The following is a 21,904-nucleotide window of genomic DNA, read 5'->3' on the forward strand; positions in this document are numbered from 1 at the left end:
AAAAAGGGAATTTCTTTCTTGCAACAAGAATATAATGACAGATGGGCGCGCGTTGACACGCGATACCGACCACTCCCTCGAAAGATCATTTATGCCGGCAGCAAGCACGATCAGACAGCCACGCCGTCGCACGCCGACGCTGCTGGCCTCGCTATTGCTGGCGGCGGCCATGCTGCCGGCCTCCTGTGCCTGGGGACAGGCTGCCGCGCCCCTGGGCGAGCGCCTGGCCGAGATCCGCGAAATCAACCGCTTCATTCCCGAGCGCGCGCTGCCGATGCTGCTGGCCGTCGAGCGCGAGGCGCGTGCGTCGAGCGTCGAGGACAAGGGCGAGATGCTGGCGCAGCTGTGCATGTCCTACCAGGGCGTCGGCCGCCAGGAAAAGGCGCTCGCCACCTGCGACGAGCTGATCGAATTCGGCCGCGCCGCGAAGGACAACGGCGCGCTGGCCAAGGGCCTGCTGCGCAAGGGCTATATCAAATACGCGCAAAAAGAGCTGGCCCTGTCGCATGCGCTGATCTGGGAAGCCGAGCGCCTGGCCGACACCACCACCGACGTCGAACTGCGCGTGCGCGCCGGCGTGTCGTCGGCCGAGTCGTTCGCCGAGGATGGCAATTTTCCGCGCGCCCTCGAAAAGACCGAGGCCATCCTGGCCTACGCGCGCCAGCACGGCGAGCCAGTGCACCTGGTCATCGTGCTCAATTCGCTGGCGCGCCTGTATGGCCAGATGCGCGAATTCGACAAGGGCTTCGAGGCCCTGGCGGAAGCGACCGAGGCGGCCAGGCAGATCGATTCGCCGGGCCGCATGGCGACGCTGAAAAGCACCGAATACGGCCTGGCGGTCGACACTGGCCAGCTCGACCGGGCCCTCGCGGCGCAGTCGATGGCGCTCCAACTGCAGCGCAAGATCGGTGCCCGCTCGCTGGTGGCGCGCTCGCTGGTCAACCTGTCGGATTGCTACCTCAAGATGCGCGACTACCGCAATGCGAAGCTGTATTCGCTGCAGGCGATCGTAGCGGCGCAGGAAATTTTCGATAACGTGGCGCTGGCCACGGCGCGCGTGAACCTGGGCCAGGCCTACCTGTCGACCGGCAATCTGCTGGAAGGCAAGCGCAGCTTCGAGGCCGGCCTCGACGTGTTCCAGGCAACGGGCGACAAACCCGAGCTGCAGGCAGTCCTGGCCGAATACGGCAGCGCGCTCGAACGCGCGGGCGACTATGCCGGCGCGGTCGTGGCCTATCACCGCGAACGCACGCTGTCGAATGAACTGTTCGAAAAGCGCCGCCAGCAGGCGCTGCTCGAACTCCAGGAAAAATACAACGCCGACAAGAAGCAGCGCCAGATCGTGCTGCTCGAGCGCGAGAACCAGGTCAAGTCGGCCGAGATCGACAACCGCCGCCTGCAGCAGCGCATCTGGTGGCTGCTGGCCGTCGTCTTCGGACTGGCATCGCTCGTGGTCGGCCTCCTCTACCGCAAGGTGCGCCACGCGAATGCGCAGCTGTTCCTGAAAAACCAGGAACTCAAGCAGCAGAGCGTGCGCGATCCGCTCACCTCCCTGTACAACCGCCGCCACTTCCAGGAGTTCATGCGCGGGCACCGCGTCGACGAGAAGCGCGGCGCCGGCACCTCGGGCGAGGAAATGGTCAGCGCGCTGTTCCTGATGGACGTCGACCATTTCAAGCACATCAACGACACCTGGGGCCATGGCGCCGGCGACGCGGTGCTGATCAAGATCGCCGCCAGCCTGCGCGAGATCCTGCGCGAGACCGACATGATCGTGCGCTGGGGCGGCGAGGAATTCCTGGCCTTCCTGCCGGCGATCCCGCGCGCCGGCCTGGACGAGGTCGCGCGCCGCCTGCTGGGCGGTATCAGCGAGACCAGCATCGAATTCCAGGGCACGACGCTGTCGGTGAACGTGTCGATCGGCTTCGCGCCCTACCCGCTCGCGCCGGACGGCGAGGCGTTGCCCTGGGAACGCGCGGTCAACCTGGTCGACATGGCGCTATACATGGCCAAGGGACATGGGCGCAACCGCGCCTATGGCGTGCGCGGCTTTGCCAACTTCGGGCGCACGTCGATGGAAGAGATCGAGCAGAACCTGGAGCAGGCCTGGCGCGCGGGCTTCGTGGACCTGTCGATCGTGACGGGAGGATATCCGGATTTGCGGGCCAGCGCGTGAACATCTGCGCTGAGCCGTAGCATCGACGGCGCCTCAGCGCGCCGCTTCCTGCATCTTCTCGCCGGCCTGCTCGACCTTCTCGCCGACCTTGCCGGCGGCCTTTTCCAGGCCGCGGCCGGCTTCCTCGGTGGCGTCCTTGATCTGCTCGCGTGCCTGCTCGGTGCGTTCGGCGAGCGCGCGGCGCTCCTGCTCGGCGCGCTCGGCCAGCTTTCTCGCAGCCTCGTCGGCCTTCTCCAGCGGTGCGCGCAGGCCCTCGGCGACCTTTTCGCCGGCCTCGTCGATCGCCTTGCCGGCCTTTTGCGCCGGCCCCACCGCATCCTCGTCGCGCGTACAGCCGGCGGCCAGGGCCAGTACCAGCAGCGCACTGAACATGGTCATCGTTTTCATGCTTGGCTCCTACGATTGTGTTTCCGAAAGCATACACCGTGTGCGCGGCGCCTGTCTGCCGGCGTGCTTGCCCGAATCAGTACGTCATCCCCGCTTCGACCTCGTCGGCGCGCGGATGTTCAGGCTGGCGAGCGTCGATATCTTCCTTCATCGCGCGCGTGGCGTCGTCCTCGCCCCAGCGTTTGGTAAAGGCGCGCAGGCGCGAGCGGGCCCGCTCGAACGCGGAAGCCGACATCGCCGACTCGACCGCGCTCTTCGCTTCGCGCCAGGCCTTGTCGCGCTGGCGCTTGCGGGTGCAGGCGGCGCTGGCTTCGTTGAGCGATGTCTGCACTTTCCGCAGTTGCTCAGGCGTGGCCTTCGTACCGCGCAGCGCGATCAGTTCGCTCTGTGCCTCGCGCGGTTTGCACTCGGCGGCCAGCGCGATCGCCTTCGCCATATGCGCCTCGATGCGCCGGTTCGACGGCTTGGCAATCAGCCAGATCGCCCACAGCGCCGCCAGCGCCAGCAGCCACCAGCGCAGGCGCACCGGCCGGCGCGCCGGCCGCGGCGCGCCAGCCGCGGGCGTGGCCCCGGGCAATGGCGATTGCGGACGTGGCGGCGGTGGCGCTGGCGCCGGCGTGGCCTGGTCGGCGGCCGGCGTTCGCTCGGCGGTGGAAGGAGGCACCGTCTCGGCACGCGCCGCCGGCGCCGGTATCGCTGCCCTGGCTTCCGACGCGACCGCGACGACCGCTTCGGCAGGCACCTGCCTGTCGACCGCGATGCCAGCCGACGGCGCCGGCAGCGGCGCCGCTTGCGCCCGGGTGTTTCCTGCTGCCTGGGCAGTCCCGCAATACGGACAAAAGTTCACGCGGCGCGGCAAAGCGTGCCCGCACGCGGCGTGGATGCAGCGGACCATCGGGTTCTCTTGCACGAAGCGCCCCTGTTATTGCGGATCCGGGACGCCGTCGTCCGGATCGGGAATCGATGGCGCCCGGGGCTGGAGGCCGGCAATGTCCGACACCAGGCCCCATTTGCCGTATTTCGGGTCCTGCGCCATGTCCCAGGCGCGCGTGGCGGCTTCGATCTCGCCGCGCGCCAGTTGCCGGGCCACCTCGTCGAGCGTGAATGGCCCGCGCTGGACGCCCGCCACGAAGAGCTTGTACAGCGGCGCCGGCGCCGGGTCGGGGATCGCGGCCGGCGCCGGGGTGGCCGGCGTGCCGAGCGCGCGCACCTCCAGCGCCGCCGCGGCGCGCGCCTCGTTCGCGAGGATCTCGGGCTTGACGACGCGCTTGTCGATCGGGCGCTCGACTTCCCAGGCATAGGCGTCCAGCGCGGAATCGGGCACCGGTTCGGTCCAGGCGGCGATCCCGGCCAGGGCCGCGTCCACGGCGCCGTTCGACAGCGTCGGGTCCGCCGCCATGGCGCGCCGCAGCCAGGCTTCGTACAGGCGGCGCGCGGTAATGTTCGGCAGCGAGGGCGAGGGCAGCTGGGCGCCGGTCTCGTCCGTTTCAAGGCGCGGCTCGTAGACGCGCAGCTGGTAGTGGCGCATCAGCGCGGCGAGCAGCAACAGCTGGTGCGGACCGAGCGCCGTCAAACGGTTGCGCACGGCCGCGATCACCTGCTCGCGGTAATACGGCGGCAAGCCGTTCGAGCGGATCGCATATTCATTCCCGATCTGCAGCCATTCGCCGGAACCCGGCTCGACCTCGAACAGGTACTGGCCGCGCGGCTGGAAGGCCGCCTCGCGGTCGCCCTGGTCGGCCTTGCGGCGGATGACGCCCAGCGCGATCGCCTGCAGGAACCATTCGTAATCGTCCGCCAGGCGGTTCAGTTCGTCCATCGACGGTGAAATCGGATGGCGAAAGCGGGTCGAATCGAAGTGCAGGTGGGTCGGGATCTTCGGGTTCTCGATCTGGTACGAGGCGCGCCAGGTCGGCAGGCCGCGCAGGATCGTCATCGGAAAGCCCGACAATTCGATATAGCAGACCGCGCGCCCGGGAATGCCGGTGTTCACGACCGAGACCAGGTCGCCGTGAAAATACCCGGTCGGCACCGAGGCGCGGATCTCGCCTTCCATCTTGCGCCAGGCGGCCGCGTCGCCGACGCCGATGAAGCACTTGAACTGGTCGGCATTGGGCGTGAACTCGGCCGAGAAGCGCGCGTTCACCCACGGCATGGCGCTGCGCAGCCATTCGGCGAAGACGCGCTGGCGCTCCTGCGGCGTCATCGCGTTCAGGCGGTCCAATAACGGGTCGCCCGGCTCGCCCTGCAGCTCGGTGTTCGACAGCTGGGTCTGGGCGCGGCGGAACAGCTTTAACAACAAGTCCGCGCGGGTGCGCTCGTCGCCCAGTTGCGGGAACAGTTTGCCGGAGCCGCCGAATTCGAGCAGCACTTCCTCGCTCCATTCACTGACGTCGCTTGTCAGGCGTACCGGCGCCGGCTGCATGTCGCCGGCCAGCTTGATGTAGGTGGCGTGCTCCTGGCGCGCGTCGGCACGCAGCTGGCTGATGCGCCCGTCGACCGCGCGCAGGATCTCCTGCACATGCTTCCTGCCTTCCTGGAATTCGCCGGCGATGCCGCTCCATTGCGCATTGCCCTGCTCGTCGGTCGACTGCGGCTCGCCCAGCCAGGCCGACATGCCGCGCATGACTTCGATCGACTGGCCGGCGGCCACCGCCAGCAGGTGGAAGCGCAGGTAGTCGGCGATGTCGCGCTTGAGGTGCGCCATCACTTCGCGCGCCTGCGCGTCTTTCCCGAACAGGCGGCTCGACGCCTGCGACAGGTTGCCCAGCGACTCCTCGACCTGGCGCGTGCGCAGCGCGTCGCGGATGTCGCGGTAGCGGCGGCCGTTGCGCTCGGCATTGGCGAGATCGCGCTGCAGCAGGCGCGCCTTCACCTGCTCGAGCAGGGAGAGCACGAATTCGAGCCCGCCCTGCTTGCGGTCGTCGAGCAGCGCATACAGGCGCTCGCGCACCCGCGTCTTCAGGCGCCCGGTCAGTTCGATCGTGTGGCGCTTGATGCGGTCCTCGCTGGTCTCGGCGCTGGCGCCGGCTTCGCGGATCGCGTCGCGCTCCAGGTTCGGCAGCAGCTCGGCCACGCGCTCGCGCCACTGCGGCACGTCGAAGGCGGCCATGATGCGGTCCATCTCGAGCTGCACTTTACTTTCGACGCGTTCGAGCAGCGAGCGTCCTTCCTTGTCGCGCAGGAGCAGGCCCGTGAGCGCGTATTCCTGGAACGGCGCCACGTCCACCGTCCCCTTCTTGAAATCGGGGAATTCGTCGAAGGGCAGTTCGCGCATGTCCATGTGCTCGCGCATGAAGGCGTCGCGCTCCTGGTCTCCCGCACGGCGCGCCAGGGCGCCGTCGCGCCCGACGAGGCCGAAGAATTCCTTGACCATCAATGCCGCCAGCTCGTAGGCGCGGATGTCTTCGCGCAGGCTTTGCTGGGTATCGAGCACCGCCTGGCCGAAGGCCGAATATACCTTCGAGTACGACAGCCGCATGTCGCCGAAGCGCCCTTCCGGCACGCGCGGGTTGTACGGTCCGAGCTTGTGCTGCTGCTGGTTCACCGCCACCGAGCGCTTGCGGTTGGCAAAGTCGGCCGAGGCGAAATCCTCGAACAAGGTGTCGGCCACCATCTGGTACACGTCCTTGACGTCCTGGGTGGCCTTGTTGGCCAGGTTCGCGGTGTCGACGAAATAGACGTCGTCGAACGGCGCGCCGCGCCCGGTGATGCTGTCCGGGTCCATCCACTTGACCTGCGCGTTCATGTCGCGCATGGTCGTTTCCAGCTCCATCATGGTGGCGTAGGCGTTGGCCTCGGTGCGCTCCTTGTTCGCCTTGGCGAAACCCGACGGCATGAACATCACCAGGTCGACCTGGCTGTCGGCCACTTCCTGGCGCGCGATGGCTTTCGCCATCCAGCCCAGGTCGATGGCGCTGCCGGCGCCGGTGCCGCCCGCGTTCGAGGCGATGACGACGATGCGGAACTTCGAGGTGTCCACCTGCAGGCCGAGGCGCTGGTAATTCTCCTTGCGCTCGATGCCGGCGTTGCTGCCCAGGTAGTTCAGCGCGCCCTTGATGCGGCCGCGCAGCTTCGGGTATTTGTCGAACAGGTACAGGCGCGCCACCGCGCGGATCTGGCCCGCGCCTTTCGAGGGATCGATGCCGAGCGAGCGCAGTTTCTTCGGACGCAGCGGCATCCATTTTTCGATCAGGGGAAAGCGCGCCAGGCTGTCGTCGGACTCGTGGTATTGCGGCAGGTCGAGCGGCTCGACCAGGCGCTCCTCGTCGGTGAGCTTGACCAGCTCGTACCAGGGATCGGTGCGCTGCGACTTGCCTTCGTCGATGATCGAATTCGAATCGAGGTCGAAGTGCAGGAAGCGCGCCACCGGAAAATCGGCGATCGATTCGACGCGGGTCGGGTGGTGCCGGTTCCAGACCGCCGACAGGATACGGCGCCGGATGCGCATCATCACTTCCATGCCGGTGCCGCCGGCGCCGATGAACAGCGTCGGGCGCAGGTCGACCTTGAGTTCGGATTTGCGGTTCATTTGATCGAGCGTGGGAAAATCTGCCATGGTGGTTCTTTCGAGTTCTGTGAGCTGCGCCTAGCGGCGGCCGACGACCAGGGCGGCAACGAGTGCGACCAGGCCGACCGCGACCAGGGGCGCGGTGACGCCCAGGGTCAGGTATCTGCTGGCATTGATGACCGCCAGTACCACGGCTGCCGACAGGAAGCTCAGGCCGACGAACAGCAGCCAGCCGGCGCTTCCGGCGGTGGACGGCGCCACGCGGCGCACGACCATGTGGTGCACGTAGGCGTTGCGGACGAAGAAGTACACGACCAGCAGCACCAGGAAGACGGCGCCGCCGATGGCGAGGTCGCGCGTGGAGGTGTCGGTGGCCGGGACCGGCGCGCCGGGCATGACTTCGACCGGGTTGCTCGCCGTCTCGGGCCTGGTTTTCGGCAGCGGATCGTCGGGCGCGGCCTTGTCGGCGGGGAGCTTGAAGCCCGGGTCGGCCTGGGCGGTGTTTTGGGCTTGCATATGTTTTCCTTGGGGTCAGCGGCCGAGACGGACCTGCGCGCCTTCGCGCAGGTCAATCAGCTGGTGGCCGAACAGGGTGGTCTTCAGGCGGGCCACTTCATTGCCCGCCTTGTCGTAAATCGGTTGCACGGTGCCGGTGCGCGCATGCATGGTGCGCTGCTCGTCCTCGACGGTGACGAGCGCGCGCCGCGGGCGCATCCAGCCGTAGGCCGCGCCCAGGCCGGCCGCCAGCAGCGCCAGCAAGCCGGCGCCGGCCGCCAGCAGCGGGCCGCTGCCGTAATGCACGCGCACCTCGATCGGCAGCACGGCGGTCGAGGCGGCGATCCGCGCGGGCGGCGTGAAGATATCGGGCAGCGGGTCGCCCGGGAACAGTTCCGCCATGCGCTCGCGAAAGCCGCTCGACAAGGCCAGCTTCTGCTCGGCCAGGTGCACTTCGATCGTCCCCGGCAGCACATAGGCCGAGCCGGCGGATTGCAGGGCCGCCACCGACCATTTGCCGGGTAGCTGGGCCACCGGCAGCTGCAGGGTCGAGCCCAGCGGCTGCGGCTGGTTCGGGGCAAGTCCGTGCACGCGCGTGCTGCCCAGCGTGACGGTGCGGTTCTCGCCGCCGAGCCTGGAACGCGCGCTCAAGGAAGCGCTGACGATCGTGTACGGGTACATCGTGTTTTCGATGTTCCAGCCGATCTTCGCCGTCGGCGAGCTCGCGTGCGGCGCCACGTCGGCGCGCAGCACGCCGTTGCTGCCCATGGCGAAGGTGACGCCAGGCGCGTTCTCGACTTTTCTCGGCACCAGGCGCACGGTGTCGCGGTCCAGGGGCTTGAGGCGCGCCGGCGGCCCGGTGATGATCTTGCGCACGGCGCCCGAGGCCAGCAAGCCGTCCAGCGCGCGCGCCCCGCCCTCTCCGATCGCGAACGCATACACCATCAGGCCGTTGGCGCGGAAATGCTCGCCCTTGACCGGCATGCGCAGCGGGAAGGCCAGCGCGGTGCGGATCTTGCCGCCGTCGTGGATCAGACGATAGAACTCGCGGTTGCGCGCGGCGGTGGCCTGGTCGTTGTTCGGGCTGTTGCGGTTGTTCGTGACCAGCCAGACGATGCCGTCCCTGCCGCCCAGTGCCTGCGTCATGGCGGCACCGACCGCTTCGCCGAGGTCGGTGTCGGCCAGTGCGCCGCCCGGCTTGCGCGCGGTATCGAGTCCTGCCAGCGCGCGCGTGACGGCAGCGCGCGTGTCCCCACCGACCGTGGTCGAGACCAGCGCCCGCGGCGACGGCGCGTTCGGCTGCGACTGGTTGAACGCGGCCAGCACCAGCGCCTCGCCCGGCCGCGCCACGGCCAGCGCCAGTTCGGTCACCAGCGGCTTGAATGGAGAAGCCGGATCGCTGTAGAAGGGTTCCATCCAGCCCGAGTTCTGGACCAGGAACACGTGCGGCGCGGCCGCGGCGCCACCGGAGCCGCACAGCAGCGCGAGGGCGCACAGGCAACGCACCGGCACGGCCGTCACGACAGCGCTTCCAGGCGCCAGCCGCGCACCGCGTTCCAGTCCGGGTGGTGCAGCCATAGGGCGCCGTCGTAGACGAAGGGCACGCAGTCGAGCGGCCGCGCCAGGCGCGCCACCTCGTCGAGGATCACGTTGCGCTTGCCGATCCATTCGATCGTCGTCTTCGCGATCGTGCGGCCGGCCAGGGCTTCCTCGGCGCGGCCCGTGTAGGCGTGAAAGCGCAGCACCAGGCCGCTGGGCTGGGCGCGGTTGTTATTGAAACTGCGCAGCAGCGGCAAGACCAGGGAATCGTCGGCAACCGCGTCTTCGATGTGCTCGGCCGACCAGGGCTGGTCCAGCACCGGATGGCCGCGCCGGAACAGGAAGTTGGCAAAGCCCAGGCGCGCGCCGTCGATCGGCTCGACCTGCGGATTGTCGGCCCCGAGCTCGAGGAAGGAATAGGCCTGGCCGTCATGGCCGATATGCCACAGGCGCCCGTCCCGGCTTTGGGTGGGGCCGCCGAAATCGAGCTTCGGCGTCCAGCCGCGCGGCCACGGCGTCCAGCGCGGCGATTCGCCCGGCCGCCAGACCAGCTGGCCCTGCGCGTGCAGCCAGAACAGGCGGTTGTCGTAGCCGATCGGACGCATCCAGCCGGTGGTCGGCGCATCCGCGCATTCGAAAGTGGTGCCGTTGACGAAGTCGAGCTGCGCATCGAGCAGGTTGAGTACGCCGTCCTCCACGTACAGGCAGCCGACCTGGCGCCGCATCACGCCCGGGCTCGAGGCCAGGCGCCCGCCAAACAGCACTTCCAGGCGGTAGCTTTCGTTGAGCGGATTGATCCACAGGCGCGACAGGCCGCTATCGAGCGGCACGATGCCGACTTCGCCGCGCGCAGGATTGACGGCCGGGAGCCAGCCGTAGCCACCCGCGGAAAAGCGCAGTTCGCTGCCCGCTTCCTCGGCGCCCATCACATGCCAGAGCTGGGCCAGCGGATCCCAGTATTGCAGCACGCCGCGCGCCGGCGCCAAGGCGAGCAGGCGCTGCTCGGGAAAGCCGTAGCTGCCGGCGATGAATTCGCAATGGGCATTCGGCGGCGCCGGCATGGCCAGCTCGGCACGGTTGACATGGGGCGCGGCGGGACGGCCTTCGAGGCGGTCGCCCAGCGCCAGCGAGGTGACGGGCAGGCCGTGCGGCACGTGGCGCGGCAGTGCCTGGTCGTTAGGGGCGCCCCACCAGTCGGGCTGGTGCCGGGCGCGGCCAAGCAGGCGTTCGAGCGGCGCGCCGCAGGTCGGGCAAAACGCAAACCCTTCGGGATAGATGGCCGCGCAGGCGCAGGCCGTCGGCAGCGAGGCGCCGAGCAAGTGGGCGCAATCGGGCAGCCGGCCGCGCGCATGCGCCTGCCAGTCGATGCGTCCCAGGCCTTCGGTCGCCTGGAGTGCAAACTGTCCGCTCGTGTCGTCTTCCAGCCAGGTGCTGGTCGGCGTCTCCCATTGGTAGGTCATCGTGCTCCGCAATTGATTGAAATCGGCTTGCCGCGCTCGTGGCGCGGATCGTCATAGCTGTCTAAATCATAACTGCCCCGGCCCGTTTGCGGCGCGCCGTTCGGCCGGTAGCGCGCTGCGGCACTGTTGGGATCGGAATCCGCGCCTTTAGAGGCAATTCCAATACAGGACCGTATAATGTCGGCCTCATCCGCGCCCTTGCCTCCCCATGACCGTTCTTGCCCTGCCCCCCACGCCCGACCTGCCCGCGCATGCCGTCGACGCCGCCGCCGCGCACCTGGCGAACGTGCTTGCGATCGCCATCGAACACGGCCCGGCGCAGCGCGCGCTGGTGGTCTTCGACCAGCGCACGGGCCTGGCGCGCGCCCTGGTCGAGGCTTACCGGCGCAACTTGCCGCAGGCCGAATTCATCGACTTCGACCGCGCCGACGCCGCCGGGGTGCTGGCGCGCTTTCGCGCGCTGGCGCCGCAAGACCTGGTGGTGCTGGTGCAGTCGACCAATTTCCGGCTCGAGGCCTTCCGCATCCGCGTCGAACTTTTCAAACTGGGCCTGAAGGTGGTCGAGCACGTGCACCTGTCGCGCATGCCGGGCATCCAGGGCGAGCACTACATCGCCGCGCTGGCCTATGACCCGAGCTACTTCCGCGGCGTCGGCCGCGCCCTTAAAAGCCGGATCGACGCCACCCCGCACGCGCGCGTCTGCGGCGGCGGCGAGGAACTGGTATTCGCGTCGCCCCTCGAGCCGGCCAAGCTGAACGTGGGCGACTACAGCGGGATGAACAACGTCGGCGGCCAGTTTCCGATCGGCGAAGTGTTTACCGAGGCGCTCGACCTGGAAGCGGTCAATGGCCGCGCGCAGATCCACGTGTTCGGCGATACCTCCTACCTGTCGAACCGGCCATTGATGCCGGTGACGATCGTCGTCGAGCGTGGCCGCGTGGTCGGTACCGAAAACGCGACGCCCGAGTTCCAGCAGGTGCTCGACAACATCCGGCGTGACGAGGGCGAAGTCTGGGTGCGCGAACTGGGCTTCGGCATGAACCGCGCGTTCACGCGCGAGCTGCGGGTCGACGACATCGGCACCTATGAACGGATGTGCGGCATCCACCTGTCGCTGGGCGCGAAACACGGGGTGTATCCGAAGCCGGGCTTCAAGAGGAAGGATGCGCGCTACCACATCGATGTGTTCGTCGTGACGGATGCGGTGTATCTGGGCGACGAACGGGTGTATGCGGACGGAATCTGGACCATTTAATTTGTTGAATTTGATGACTGCATGGTGGTAATATGGCATTCTAGGCAGTTGAATGCTCATAAAAATCAGTTGGGGATGGGATGGACGAGGACCTCTTGCGCCGCGTGGACGAGATCCAGGCAATCAGCGCGGTGCCGAAGATTCTGGAAACGGTCGCCGCCATGACGGGCCTGCGTTTCGTCTGCATTGCCCATGTCACCGACGAGGACTGGGTCGCCTGCGCCGTCCTCGACAAGCTCAACGTCGGCCTCGCGCAGGGCAGCCGGCTCGATGTGAAAACCACCTTGTGCGAGGAGGTGCGCGACAGCGGCCGCGCCGTCATCATCGACAACGTGCAGGCAAGCGAGGCCTGCCGCGAACACGACACGCCGCGCATCAACGGTTTCCAGAGCTATTTTTCGATTCCCATCTTCCGCAACGACGGCAGCTATTTCGGCACCCTGTGCGGACTCGACCCGGAACCGGCACGCCTGTCCGACAACGTCACGGTATCGACCATGCACCTGTTTGCCGAACTGGTGTCGAAGCAGCTGGAAGCCGACAAGAAGCTGGTCACCACGCAGGCGGACTTGCTGAGCGAGCGCGCGACGGCGGAGCTGCGCGAGCAGTTCATCGCCGTCCTCGGCCACGACCTGCGCACTCCGCTCGGCTCGATCCTGCTCGGCACCGACCTGCTCACGCGCCAGCACCCGAATCCCGAAGCGCGCACCATCGTCGAGCGCATCCGCCGCAGTGCCACCCGCATGGCCGCGCTGGTCGACGACGTGCTCGACTTCACGCGCGGACGTATGGGCAGCGGCATTCCGATGCGCCTGCGCGAAGCCGACCTCACACCCACGCTGGAACAGGTGGTCGACGAGATGCGCGGACTGTATCCGCAGCGCGCGATCAAGGCCGCGATCGCGCCCGGCCTGCACTTGCGCTGCGACCCCGAACGCATCGCCCAGCTGCTGTCGAACCTGCTGAAGAACGCGCTGGTGCACGGCAGCGAACAGGCGCCGGTCCAGGTGGCGGCCGCGCTGGCCGGGGAGGAATTCGTGCTGTCGGTGGCGAACGAGGGACGCGAACTGGCACAGGGCGTGATCGATGGACTGTTCAAGCCTTACTGGCGCGCGGCCTCGCGTACGGGCAGCGAAGGCCTGGGCCTGGGCCTGTACATCGTCGACCGGATCGCGCGTGCGCATCACGGATCGATCGAGGTCAGTTCGCGCGGCGGCAGGACGGTGTTCCTGTTCCGGCTGGGGCCCGTGCGCGCGGGCTGATCGTCTCGCCGTTTGCCGGCGATGCGGGCACCTGAACGACGGCGCCCTTGCGCGGCGTCGTTCGATCAGGCGAAGCCGAATCCATACAGCGACAAGGCGCGCGTCAGGTCGGCCTTGAACACGGCGTAATCGATTGCTTTCTCGACAAAATCGCCCGCCCCCAGCACCCGCGTGCGCACGCGGTCCGACTCGTTTCGCGAGCTCGACAGGACAATGACGGGGATATCCGACAGAAAGGGTTTGGAAGAGATTTCTTTCAGCACTTCGAAGCCGTCGACCTTGGGCAGCGCCAGGTCGAGCAGGACGACATCGTAGTCGTGTGTCTTGTGCAGTTCGCGCAGCGCTTGTTCGCCGTCCGAGACAACGACGACTTCATGCGCGAAGTCACAGCTGCGCAGGACACGGCATGTTAGTTCGGCATCGAAGGGTAGATCGTCGACGATCAGGGCTTTTTTCAGCATCGGCGCATCCTACATGAATAAAAGCAATGTGTCATAAATTGACATTGCGCCTATTCAAACACGCAATCCATGCGCGAACCGGCAAAGCGCGCCATCCCATCTAGTTTCCCTCAGGAAGAATAGATTCCCTCCAGATCCGCGCAAATTTTCTTGCTGCAACATGTCGATGGATCTTACACATTCTTACATTTTTTAGCATGCCGATCTCGATTTCATAGGCGAACACATCGGTGGCATGCTTTATGCCTGACGTTCTCCAGGACGCATATTTGGCAAATATAACTGCCTGATTTCCCATTATGGGCGCGTACATCATCGATATTTGATTGTTTTGATAACCAAGTCATCAAGGAGACGCATCATGGTTGACCACGCCGTACGCCGTGCAAAGTTCCGCGAACTACTCGTTGCCGCAAGCTGTCCCCTACTGGCCGTCCTGGCCGCCTTCCCCGCCCAGGCTTCGAGCCACCGCGAGGCGCCGTTCATCACCACCCAGCCGAAAGTCGACGGCACCGATCTGTATGCGTTCAACAGCTATGAACAAGGTCGCGCCGGCTATGTCACCCTGATCGCCAACTACCAGCCTTTGCAGGATCCGTTCGGCGGGCCGAACTATTTCAAGATGGACCCGAATGCCATCTACGAAATCCACGTCGACAACAACGGCGATGCGAAGGAGGACTTGACCTTCCAGTTCCGCTTCCAGAACATCTTCAACCGCATCGCGCTGCAGATCGGCACCCAGAACGTACCGATTCCACTGACCCAGGCGGGCCAGGTGCAGGGCCCGAATTCGCCGGTCCTGAACGTCAACGAGCGCTTTACCGTGAACCTGATCCGGGGCGACCGCCGTAGCGGCCAGTCGGCCGCGCTCGCGCGCGTGGGCAGCGGCGCCACCAGTTTCGACAAGCCGGTCGACAACATCGGCACCAAGACCATTCCGCAGTATGCCGCCTATGCGGCCCAACATATCCACCCGGTCGCCATTCCGGGCTGCTCGGTCCCGGGACGCGTCTTCGTGGGACAGCGGCGCGAAGGCTTCGCCGTCAACCTCGGCACGCTGTTCGACCTGATCAACGCGCCCCTGAACGTGATCACCGATCCGGCCCTCATCAACGCCGCGCCGAACCCGCTGGCCAACAAGAACGTCACCTCGCTCGCGGTCGAAGTCCACAAGAGCTGCCTGCTGTCGAAGACCACGGCCGACCCGGTCATCGGCACCTGGACCACGGCCAGCGTCCGCCAGAGCCAGCTGGTCAATGCCAATCCGCCTTCCGGGCACCAGACCACGGTCAGCTACGGCGGCGCTTTCGTCCAGGTGTCGCGCCTTGGCATGCCGCTCGTGAACGAAGTGATCATCGGCTTGCCCGACAAGGACCGCTTCAACAGCTCGCTGCCGCAGAATGACGGGCAGTTCGCCACCTACGTCACCAACCCGACGCTGCCGAAAGTGGTGGAGATCGGCCTCGGCCTGCAGGCCGGCAGCGCCATGCCCCGCAACCTGCCGCGCCAGGACCTGGTGACGGCGTTCCTGACCGGGATCGCCGGCGTCAACCGCCCGCTCAATCCCACGCCCTCGGAAATGCTGCGCCTGAACACCTCGATTGCCGCCGTGCCGTTTGCCCGGCAAAACCGGCTCGGCATCGTCGGCAACCTCCTTGCCGGCGGTTCCGACAATGCGGGCTATCCGAATGGGCGCCGTCCAAAGGACGACGTGGTCGACATCTCGCTGGTGGTGGCCATGGGCGGCCTGTGCATGGCCAACGGGAACAATAATGCGCTCGGTTTCGGCGCAGCCTGCAACCCGTCGGCCGTGCCGCTGGGTAGCACCGCCTTCCGCCTGCACGACGCGGTCGACCAGGCGGTCCAGCCCTTCCTGGCCGGCTTCCCCTACCTGAACACGCCACTGCCGGGCGCGCAGTAAGCGCCCGCTCACGGAGACCGACATGAAAAAACTATTAGGTGCACTGGCAGCGGCGCTGGTCCTGGGCGCAAGCCCGGTCGCCGGCGCCGCCGTCGTCAACTTCGACAATCCCTCCCTCATCGACATCGATAACGGCAGCGGCCGCGCCGTCTACCGCGAGGCCGGTTTCCGGCTGGACGGCGAGGCAGCCGGCTTCCTGACGATCGACGGCTTGGGCAGCGCGTTCTCGGGCGCGCTGGTCCTGATCGACGGCAGCACGGTCAGCCTGAGGGCCGACGGCGGCGGCCCGTTCAGCTTTTCCAGCCTGGTCGCGGGAGCGCTCGACCCCGAGGCCGGCGCGACGCTGAGCATCACCGGCATCTTCGGCGACAGCAGCCGGCGCGACACCATGCTGGCGCTGGCGGACCTGGGCACGGCCACGCTGCCGATGTGGACGGGATTGACCGAACTGCGCTTCACGGCCGACGGCGACCTGGTGCTCGACGACATCGGCCTCGACGCCGCGCAGGTGCCGGAACCGGCATCGATCGCGACGCTGCTGCTCGGGATCGGCATGCTGGCGGGCGTACGCAGGCGCGCCGTGCGCAAGGCATCCTGACGCCTTGACGGGAGGCGCTGCCGCAAGCTGGCGCGGCAGCGCCCTCCACCGTTACAGCACGTGTGCCCAGCTTCCCTTGTAGAGGATCGGCCCGCTCGGGCCGTCCGGATTGGGCGAGCCGCCTTCCGGCTCGAGACTGACCGCCAACACCGCCACGTCGTCGCCGATCGCGCTGGCCGGCAGCGGCAGCGTCAACGTCCGCCGCGCGCCCAGCACGCCCAGCGAACGCGGCTTGCCGGCACGCGGCACCGCCCACAGCTGCAAGGCCTGTCCGGCCGTCAGCGGTGCCTGGGCCACCACCTTCACCGTCATCACGCCGCGCGCGCGGTCGGCCGTCACCACCAGTGCCGGACGCGCCTGTTCGTCCGTCAGGCTGGCGATGTCGCTGGTGCGCGCCGTGCCGGGACGCTCGACGGACACCGTCACCAGCAGCAGGGCCGCCAGCGCCGACGAGGCCAGGCCGAAGCCGCGCCACAGACCGAGCGAGCCGTGGCGCCAGAATTGCCAGCGCGGCGCCTCCGGCTGCAAGCCGAGGCGGCGCTCGATCGCGTGCCAGGCCTGCCGGTCGGGCGCCACGGGCGGCGCGAATTCGGCCATCGCGCCGAGGCGCTCGTTCCATTCACGGGTGGTGCGGCGCAGGGCCGCGTCCTGGTGCATCAAGCCCTCGAAGCGGCGCCGTGCGCGTCCGCGCAGTGTGCCCAGCACATATTCGGCGGCGAGGCGCTCGCGCAGGGGTTCGTTGCCGCGCAAATTCATGCGGCACCCCGCGCGCTCAGGCAGGCATGCAGGCGCGCCAGGCTGCGCCGGATCCAGGTTTTCACGGTACCGAGCGGCAGCGTCAGTTTCTCGGCGACGTCGCTGTGCGACAGGTCATGGAAGAAGGCCATGCCGACCACTTCGCGGTGCTTTTCCTCGAGCGCGGCCATGCAGTCGGCCAGGGCCTGCGCTTCGCTGCTCATCTGCAGGCGCTCGGCCGGCGTGGCCGCCATGTCGACCAGCGACTCCATCGCGTGGCTGTCGGCCGCGTCGGCCTCGCCGTCGTGGCGGGCGCGGCGCAACAGGTCGAAGGCGCGGTTGCGCACGATCGTCGTCATCCAGGTCATCGGCGCCGAGAGCGCGCTTTCGTAGTCGACGGCGTGGTGCCAGATCGCGACAAAACTCTCTTGCAGCACCTCTTCGGCCAGTTCGCGCCGGCCGAGGATACGCAGCGCCAGGCCATAGAGCCGGGGTGAACTGGCGTCGTACAACGCGCGAAATGCCGCCCGGTCGCGGTGGGCCGCGCCGTGCAGCCAGGCCCGCAACTGGGCGGGGTCGGAATGGGTTGCTGCCGTGTTCAAGTTGCGCTCGCAGTGAAAGTCATGGTTGAGGTCGAAGTCATGTCGCGGAGGAAAATACCATAATTAAGCACTGTACAACCCAACAAAAATATTTTGAATCCGATCGGCCTGCCGCCGCGTATATATCGATACGGCTTGCTTGCACGGGATGACTCGCGTGCCCGAACAAACGTGCGACGGGCTTGTATGATAATCAATATCATCGAATTCGAACGTGAACAAAAAATCAAACCACCCTTTTTACCCGGAGAGCATGATGAGAATAATGCAGAAGAAATCCCTATGGACGGCGGCAATTGTGACGGGAACGGCGCTCATGGCGCTGTCGAGCCCGGCAAGTGCATCGAGCCACCGCGAAGCACCGTTTTTGACGAATGCGCCGAAAGTAGACGGTACCGACTTCTACATGTTCCGCAGCTATGCCCCGGGCCGTGCCGGCTTCGTGACGATGATCGCCAACTTCACGCCCTTCCAGGACCCGCAGGGTGGACCGAACTTCTACCAGTTCGACCAGAACGCGCTCTACGAAATCCACGTCGATAACAACGGCGACGCCAAGGAAGACATCACCTTCCAGATCCGCTTCAAGAACACCTCCAAGCGCACCGCGCTCACCATCGGCGGCAAGCAGGTACTGATCCCGCTGATCAATTCGTCGACAATCAGCGGCGTCAACCCGGCTTCGCTGAACGTGCGCGAGACCTACACCATCGACATGGTCAAGGGCGACCGCCGCAGCGGCACCCGCACCCGCCTGGCCGCCGCCAACGGCGCCACCGAATTCGACAAGCCGGTCGACAACATCGGCGACAAGGTCTTCGGCGGCGCCGGCGGCTATGAAACCTATGCCAACCAGCACATCTTCGACGTCAACGTGCCCGGCTGCGGCACCGGCCGCGTGTTCGTCGGCCAGCGCAAGGAATCCTTCTATATCGCGGTCGGCAAGATCTTCGACCTGTTCAACCTGAACCCGCTGGGCGCAGAATCGGGCGGTAACAAGAACGACCTGGAAAACAAGAACGTCAGCTCGATCGCCATGGAACTGCCGGTCGGCTGCCTGGCGGTCGCCGGCGAACCGGTGATCGGCGCCTATGCCACGGCCAGCATGCGCCAGGCACGCCTGATCAATCCGAACCCTGCCTCCGGCATCAACAGCGCCGTCAAGGAAGGCGGCGCCTGGGCCCAGGTGTCGCGCCTCGGCATGCCGCTCGTGAACGAAGTCATCATCGGCATGGACGACAAGGACCGCTTCAATACCTCCAAGCCGAAGGACGATACGCAGTGGCTCAACTACGTGACCAATCCGGTGCTGCCGGCGGTCGTCGAATCGCTGTTCCCATCGGCCAAGGCGCCGACCAACTTCCCGCGTACCGACCTGGTCACCGCCTTCCTCAAGGGCATTCCCGGCCTGAACCAGCCTAAGAACGTCGTCGCTTCCGAGATGCTGCGCCTGAACACCAGCATCGAGCCGACCGCGCAGGCATCGCAAAATCCGCTGGGCGTGGCCGCCGGCGACAATGCGGGCTTCCCGAACGGACGCCGTCCGGCCGACGATATCGTCGACGTCTCGCTGCGCGTTGCGATGGGCGCCCTGTGCGTGCTGACCGGCGCCAACGATGCGCTCGGCGTCGGTTGCAAGCCCGCCGATGCGCCGGCCGGCGGCCTGCCGCTGACCGATGGCGTGCGCAAGGATGCGAACAGCTACAAGGCCGCCTTCCCTTACATGAACACGCCGCTGCCAGGCAACCAGTAAGCGAGGAGAGCATCCATGTCCAACCATCTCCTTCCCCGCCTGCCACGCGGCGCGCTCCGTGCGGCGGCCCTGTGCACGGCGCTGGCCCTGAGCGCTTGCGGCGGCGACAACAAGACGCGCTTACCCGAGCCGCCGCCGACGGGCGGCTCGCCGACCCCACCGGCGGCCAGCGACTCGTTCTTTGACTACGTGCTGGCACGTGTGAACGCGCTGCTCGACAACGAGGAACCGGCCGCGATCGACGGCGTCACCGAGACCAAGCCAGAAGACACCGAGCCGAAACCGCTCGGCTGATCCGGCGCTTTTGCCACGTCTCGCGCGGGGACGGTCTACCGTCCCCGCGTTTTCTCCTTTCGGAGTTTTCATGTTTGGCAAGACTTTCTGTTTGCTTTCGTGCGCCTGCATTCTCTCGACCGCGAACGCGGCGCCGTATCTCCCGGCCAACGGCGCCCAGGTGCTGGAGCGCCTCCCCGGCGGCGCCAATCCCGTCCAGCGCGAACTGCAAGGCCTGCGTAGCGCCGTCAGCGCCAACCCGCAGGACCTGAACCTGGCCACCACGCTGGCCCAACGCTATATCGAACAAAGCCGGCGCGACGGCGACCCGCGCTATCTCGGCTACGCCCAGGCGGCGCTTGCGCCCTGGTATGCGCAGCCCCAGCCCCCCTCCCCCGTGCTCGTGCTGCGCGCCACGCTGCGCCAGAGCACGCACCAGTTCGGGGCCGCGCTGGCGGACCTCGACACGGTTCTCCAACGCGACAGCGGCAATAGCCAGGCCTGGCTCACGCGCGCCACCGTGCAAACCATCACCGGCGACTTCGCCGGCGCGCGCGCCAGTTGCATGCGCCTGTATTCGCGCGCGCCCGAACTGGTGGTGCAGGCCTGCCTCTCGAGCGTCGGCAGCGTCAGCGGCCAGGCCGCCGGCAGCTACGAGCGCCTGCGCCAGACCTACGCCGCACGCCCCGAGTCCGGCGCGGACATCCGCGCCTGGGTCGCCACCCTGCTCGGCGAAATGGCTGCCCGCCTGGGCCGCCTCGATGCGGCCGAAGCCCATTTCCGCGAAGCGCTCGCGCTCGATCCGCTCGACAGCTACCTGCTGGGCGCCTATGCCGACCTGCTGCTCGACCGCGGCCGCGCGGCGCAGGTCGTCCAGCTCCTGAAAGACAAGACCGCGGCCGATGCGCTGCTGCTGCGTTATGCCATCGCCCTGAAGCAGGCGGGCCAGCCGCAAGCGGCGCAGGCCAGCGCCGAACTGGCCGCGCGCTTCGACGCCGCCCTGCGCCGCCGCGATAACGTGCACCAGCGCGAACAGGCGCGCTACGAACTGGCCGTGCGCGGCGACGCGCGCGCCGCGGTCCGCCTGGCCAAGCTGAACTGGGCGGTGCAGAAGGAACCGGCGGACTTGCGCATCCTGGCCCAGGCGGCCGTCGACAGCGGGGATAAGGAAGCGCGTACCCTGGTGCGCGACTGGCTGAAAACCAGCCGGATCGAGGACGCGGCCATCGCCTCCATCGCCGCACGGCTCGGAGACAAGGCATGATGCGCCGCTGCCTGCTCCTGCTGGCGCTGGTGTTTTCCTGCGCGCTCCCCGCGCAGGCGCACAAGGCGAGCGACAGCTACCTGAGCTTGACGGTACAGGGCGAGCGCATCGACGGCCAGTGGGACATCGCCCTGCGCGACCTCGAGATGGCGATCGGGCTCGACGCCAATGGCGACGCCGCGATCACCTGGGACGAGGTGCGCACCCGCCATGAAGCCATCGCCGCCTATGCGCTGGCGCGCCTGACGCTCGCCAGCGGCGGGCAGCCCTGCGCCTTGAACGTGACGCAGCACCTGATCGACAACCATACCGATGGCGCCTACGCGGTGCTGCGCCTGCAGGGCGCCTGCGCCGCGCCGGTGAGCACCCTGGACGTCGGCTACAACCTGCTGTTCGAGATCGACCCGCAGCACAAGGGCTTGCTGCGCCTGACCCATGGCGCGGCCACCAGCAGCGCCATCTTCGCCCCAGATGCGCGCGCGCAGGCGCTGCAGGTGGCGGCGCCGGCGCGCTGGCGCCAGTTCGCCGACTATGTGCGCCACGGGGTCTGGCATATCTGGATCGGCTTCGACCACATCCTGTTCCTGGTTTCGCTGCTGCTGCCGGCCGTGCTGGTGAGAAGCAGCGGCCAGTGGCAAGGCCGCGAGACCCTGAAGGCCTCGGCGATCGATGTGCTGAAGATCGTGACCGCCTTTACGCTGGCGCACTCGCTGACCTTGAGCCTGGCCGCGCTGGGCGCCTTGAGCCTGCCCTCGCGCCTGGTGGAGTCGGCGATCGCCGCCTCCGTGGTGCTGGCGGCCCTGAACAACCTGTGGCCGCTGGTGCACCGCTGGCGCGCGCTGGTCGCTTTCGTTTTCGGCCTGATCCACGGCTTCGGCTTTGCCAGCGTGCTGGCCGACCTGGGCCTGCCGCAGGACGCGCTGGTGGTGTCGCTGGTGGGCTTCAATGTCGGGGTCGAACTGGGGCAGCTGGCGATCGTCGCCGTGTTCCTGCCGCTGGCCTACGCCCTGCGGCACGGGCGATTCTACCGGCGCGTGGTATTTACCGGCGGCTCGGCGCTGATCGCGCTGCTTGCCGCGGTGTGGTTCACCGAGCGCGCCTTCGACCTGAAGCTGCTGGCGTGAAGCGGTATCGGGGGCGCAAGGATGCGTGGTGCATATGCACCATGTATCAGCTTTTTTACAAATAGAGAGAATGCTTGCCTGAAAGA

18 protein-coding genes are annotated in these 21,904 nt (G+C 67.2%); 9 read left to right on the forward strand and 9 right to left on the reverse strand.

From position 1 onward, the window contains the following. The first annotated feature begins 91 nt into the window (after nucleotides 1-91). Entirely contained in the window at nucleotides 92-2,176 is a 2,085-nt protein-coding gene (locus ACFPOU_RS10855) for a tetratricopeptide repeat-containing diguanylate cyclase (protein ID WP_379720611.1), read from the forward strand. Between the two features lie 33 nt (nucleotides 2,177-2,209). Here the strand turns inward: ACFPOU_RS10855 and ACFPOU_RS10860 are convergent, their stop codons facing one another. From ACFPOU_RS10860 to ACFPOU_RS10885, 6 genes are all read right to left on the reverse strand, one after another. Then, nucleotides 2,210-2,563 carry a hypothetical protein gene (locus ACFPOU_RS10860; RefSeq protein WP_379720614.1) on the reverse strand — a complete coding sequence of 118 codons (354 nt, stop codon included), beginning with the start codon at nucleotides 2,561-2,563 and terminating at the stop codon, nucleotides 2,210-2,212. Between the two features lie 76 nt (nucleotides 2,564-2,639). Further along, nucleotides 2,640-3,458, reverse strand: coding sequence for a hypothetical protein (locus ACFPOU_RS10865; RefSeq protein ID WP_379720617.1), 819 nt, complete (start codon nucleotides 3,456-3,458; stop codon nucleotides 2,640-2,642). A 27-nt stretch (nucleotides 3,459-3,485) separates the two neighbouring features. Further along, on the reverse strand, nucleotides 3,486-7,121 hold the full coding sequence (locus ACFPOU_RS10870; protein WP_379720620.1) for a tubulin-like doman-containing protein: 3,636 nt from the start codon (nucleotides 7,119-7,121) through the stop codon (nucleotides 3,486-3,488). 30 nt (nucleotides 7,122-7,151) lie between these two features. Next, nucleotides 7,152-7,589, reverse strand: coding sequence for a hypothetical protein (locus ACFPOU_RS10875; RefSeq protein WP_379720623.1), 438 nt, complete (start codon nucleotides 7,587-7,589; stop codon nucleotides 7,152-7,154). A 15-nt stretch (nucleotides 7,590-7,604) separates the two neighbouring features. Next, a complete protein-coding gene (locus ACFPOU_RS10880) occupies nucleotides 7,605-9,146 on the reverse strand; it encodes a hypothetical protein (RefSeq protein ID WP_379720626.1) in 1,542 nt (513 codons plus the stop codon). Further along, nucleotides 9,086-10,567: a hypothetical protein gene (locus ACFPOU_RS10885; RefSeq protein WP_379720629.1), complete on the reverse strand. Its 1,482-nt coding sequence runs from the start codon at nucleotides 10,565-10,567 to the stop codon at nucleotides 9,086-9,088. Before ACFPOU_RS10885 ends, ACFPOU_RS10880 begins: the two co-directional genes overlap by 61 nt. A gap of 208 nt (nucleotides 10,568-10,775) precedes the next feature. On the opposite strand from ACFPOU_RS10885, the gene ACFPOU_RS10890 reads away from it, so the two are divergent. Next, nucleotides 10,776-11,822: a M29 family metallopeptidase gene (locus tag ACFPOU_RS10890; RefSeq protein ID WP_379720632.1), complete on the forward strand. Its 1,047-nt coding sequence runs from the start codon at nucleotides 10,776-10,778 to the stop codon at nucleotides 11,820-11,822. An 80-nt stretch (nucleotides 11,823-11,902) separates the two neighbouring features. Then, complete coding sequence (locus ACFPOU_RS10895) at nucleotides 11,903-13,084, forward strand: GAF domain-containing sensor histidine kinase (protein WP_379720635.1); 1,182 nt, start codon at nucleotides 11,903-11,905, stop codon at nucleotides 13,082-13,084. Between the two features lie 65 nt (nucleotides 13,085-13,149). Here the strand turns inward: ACFPOU_RS10895 and ACFPOU_RS10900 are convergent, their stop codons facing one another. Further along, nucleotides 13,150-13,545 carry a response regulator gene (locus ACFPOU_RS10900; RefSeq protein WP_379720638.1) on the reverse strand — a complete coding sequence of 132 codons (396 nt, stop codon included), beginning with the start codon at nucleotides 13,543-13,545 and terminating at the stop codon, nucleotides 13,150-13,152. 361 nt (nucleotides 13,546-13,906) lie between these two features. On the opposite strand from ACFPOU_RS10900, the gene ACFPOU_RS10905 reads away from it, so the two are divergent. Together ACFPOU_RS10905 and ACFPOU_RS10910 are read left to right on the forward strand one after the other, a co-directional pair. Continuing rightward, complete coding sequence (locus ACFPOU_RS10905) at nucleotides 13,907-15,469, forward strand: DUF4331 domain-containing protein (protein ID WP_379720641.1); 1,563 nt, start codon at nucleotides 13,907-13,909, stop codon at nucleotides 15,467-15,469. Between the two features lie 22 nt (nucleotides 15,470-15,491). Next, entirely contained in the window at nucleotides 15,492-16,067 is a 576-nt protein-coding gene (locus ACFPOU_RS10910) for a PEP-CTERM sorting domain-containing protein (protein WP_379720644.1), read from the forward strand. A 51-nt stretch (nucleotides 16,068-16,118) separates the two neighbouring features. Here ACFPOU_RS10910 and ACFPOU_RS10915 read toward each other — a convergent pair whose 3' ends face one another. Next, entirely contained in the window at nucleotides 16,119-16,823 is a 705-nt protein-coding gene (locus ACFPOU_RS10915; protein WP_379720647.1) for an anti-sigma factor, read from the reverse strand. Next, complete coding sequence (locus ACFPOU_RS10920; RefSeq protein ID WP_379720650.1) at nucleotides 16,820-17,404, reverse strand: sigma-70 family RNA polymerase sigma factor; 585 nt, start codon at nucleotides 17,402-17,404, stop codon at nucleotides 16,820-16,822. The genes ACFPOU_RS10915 and ACFPOU_RS10920 overlap by 4 nt, the downstream gene beginning before the upstream one ends. 265 nt (nucleotides 17,405-17,669) lie before the next feature. On the opposite strand from ACFPOU_RS10920, the gene ACFPOU_RS10925 reads away from it, so the two are divergent. The 4 genes from ACFPOU_RS10925 (at nucleotide 17,670) to ACFPOU_RS10940 (ending at nucleotide 21,818) form a co-directional block, all read left to right on the forward strand. Next, nucleotides 17,670-19,157 carry a DUF4331 domain-containing protein gene (locus ACFPOU_RS10925; RefSeq protein WP_379720653.1) on the forward strand — a complete coding sequence of 496 codons (1,488 nt, stop codon included), beginning with the start codon at nucleotides 17,670-17,672 and terminating at the stop codon, nucleotides 19,155-19,157. Nucleotides 19,158-19,172: 15 nt separating this feature from the next. Beyond that, complete coding sequence (locus tag ACFPOU_RS10930) at nucleotides 19,173-19,451, forward strand: hypothetical protein (RefSeq protein ID WP_379720656.1); 279 nt, start codon at nucleotides 19,173-19,175, stop codon at nucleotides 19,449-19,451. A gap of 70 nt (nucleotides 19,452-19,521) precedes the next feature. Beyond that, nucleotides 19,522-20,694 (forward strand): tetratricopeptide repeat protein, encoded by a 1,173-nt coding sequence (locus ACFPOU_RS10935; RefSeq protein WP_379720659.1) that lies wholly within the window; start codon nucleotides 19,522-19,524, stop codon nucleotides 20,692-20,694. Next, nucleotides 20,691-21,818 (forward strand): HupE/UreJ family protein, encoded by a 1,128-nt coding sequence (locus ACFPOU_RS10940; protein WP_379720662.1) that lies wholly within the window; start codon nucleotides 20,691-20,693, stop codon nucleotides 21,816-21,818. The genes ACFPOU_RS10935 and ACFPOU_RS10940 overlap by 4 nt, the downstream gene beginning before the upstream one ends. Nucleotides 21,819-21,904: the final 86 nt, after the last annotated feature.

The organism is Massilia jejuensis, assembly GCF_042656795.1.
Lineage (GTDB): Bacteria > Pseudomonadota > Gammaproteobacteria > Burkholderiales > Burkholderiaceae_D > Telluria > Telluria jejuensis.

Bases quoted from the DNA above. Each gene is read 5' to 3' on its own strand.
- ACFPOU_RS10915 (WP_379720647.1), bottom strand. From the start codon at position 16,823: ATGAATTTGCGCGGCAACGAACCCCTGCGCGAGCGCCTCGCCGCCGAA.
- ACFPOU_RS10940 (WP_379720662.1), top strand. From the start codon at position 20,691: ATGATGCGCCGCTGCCTGCTCCTGCTGGCGCTGGTGTTTTCCTGCGCG.
- ACFPOU_RS10865 (WP_379720617.1), bottom strand. From the start codon at position 3,458: ATGGTCCGCTGCATCCACGCCGCGTGCGGGCACGCTTTGCCGCGCCGC.
- ACFPOU_RS10870 (WP_379720620.1), bottom strand. From the start codon at position 7,121: ATGGCAGATTTTCCCACGCTCGATCAAATGAACCGCAAATCCGAACTC.
- ACFPOU_RS10925 (WP_379720653.1), top strand. From the start codon at position 17,670: ATGCAGAAGAAATCCCTATGGACGGCGGCAATTGTGACGGGAACGGCG.
- ACFPOU_RS10880 (WP_379720626.1), bottom strand. From the start codon at position 9,146: ATGGCTGCACCACCCGGACTGGAACGCGGTGCGCGGCTGGCGCCTGGA.
- ACFPOU_RS10910 (WP_379720644.1), top strand. From the start codon at position 15,492: ATGAAAAAACTATTAGGTGCACTGGCAGCGGCGCTGGTCCTGGGCGCA.
- ACFPOU_RS10885 (WP_379720629.1), bottom strand. From the start codon at position 10,567: ATGACCTACCAATGGGAGACGCCGACCAGCACCTGGCTGGAAGACGAC.
- ACFPOU_RS10855 (WP_379720611.1), top strand. From the start codon at position 92: ATGCCGGCAGCAAGCACGATCAGACAGCCACGCCGTCGCACGCCGACG.
- ACFPOU_RS10875 (WP_379720623.1), bottom strand. From the start codon at position 7,589: ATGCAAGCCCAAAACACCGCCCAGGCCGACCCGGGCTTCAAGCTCCCC.
- ACFPOU_RS10860 (WP_379720614.1), bottom strand. From the start codon at position 2,563: ATGAAAACGATGACCATGTTCAGTGCGCTGCTGGTACTGGCCCTGGCC.
- ACFPOU_RS10930 (WP_379720656.1), top strand. From the start codon at position 19,173: ATGTCCAACCATCTCCTTCCCCGCCTGCCACGCGGCGCGCTCCGTGCG.
- ACFPOU_RS10890 (WP_379720632.1), top strand. From the start codon at position 10,776: ATGACCGTTCTTGCCCTGCCCCCCACGCCCGACCTGCCCGCGCATGCC.
- ACFPOU_RS10905 (WP_379720641.1), top strand. From the start codon at position 13,907: ATGGTTGACCACGCCGTACGCCGTGCAAAGTTCCGCGAACTACTCGTT.
- ACFPOU_RS10900 (WP_379720638.1), bottom strand. From the start codon at position 13,545: ATGCTGAAAAAAGCCCTGATCGTCGACGATCTACCCTTCGATGCCGAA.
- ACFPOU_RS10935 (WP_379720659.1), top strand. From the start codon at position 19,522: ATGTTTGGCAAGACTTTCTGTTTGCTTTCGTGCGCCTGCATTCTCTCG.
- ACFPOU_RS10895 (WP_379720635.1), top strand. From the start codon at position 11,903: ATGGACGAGGACCTCTTGCGCCGCGTGGACGAGATCCAGGCAATCAGC.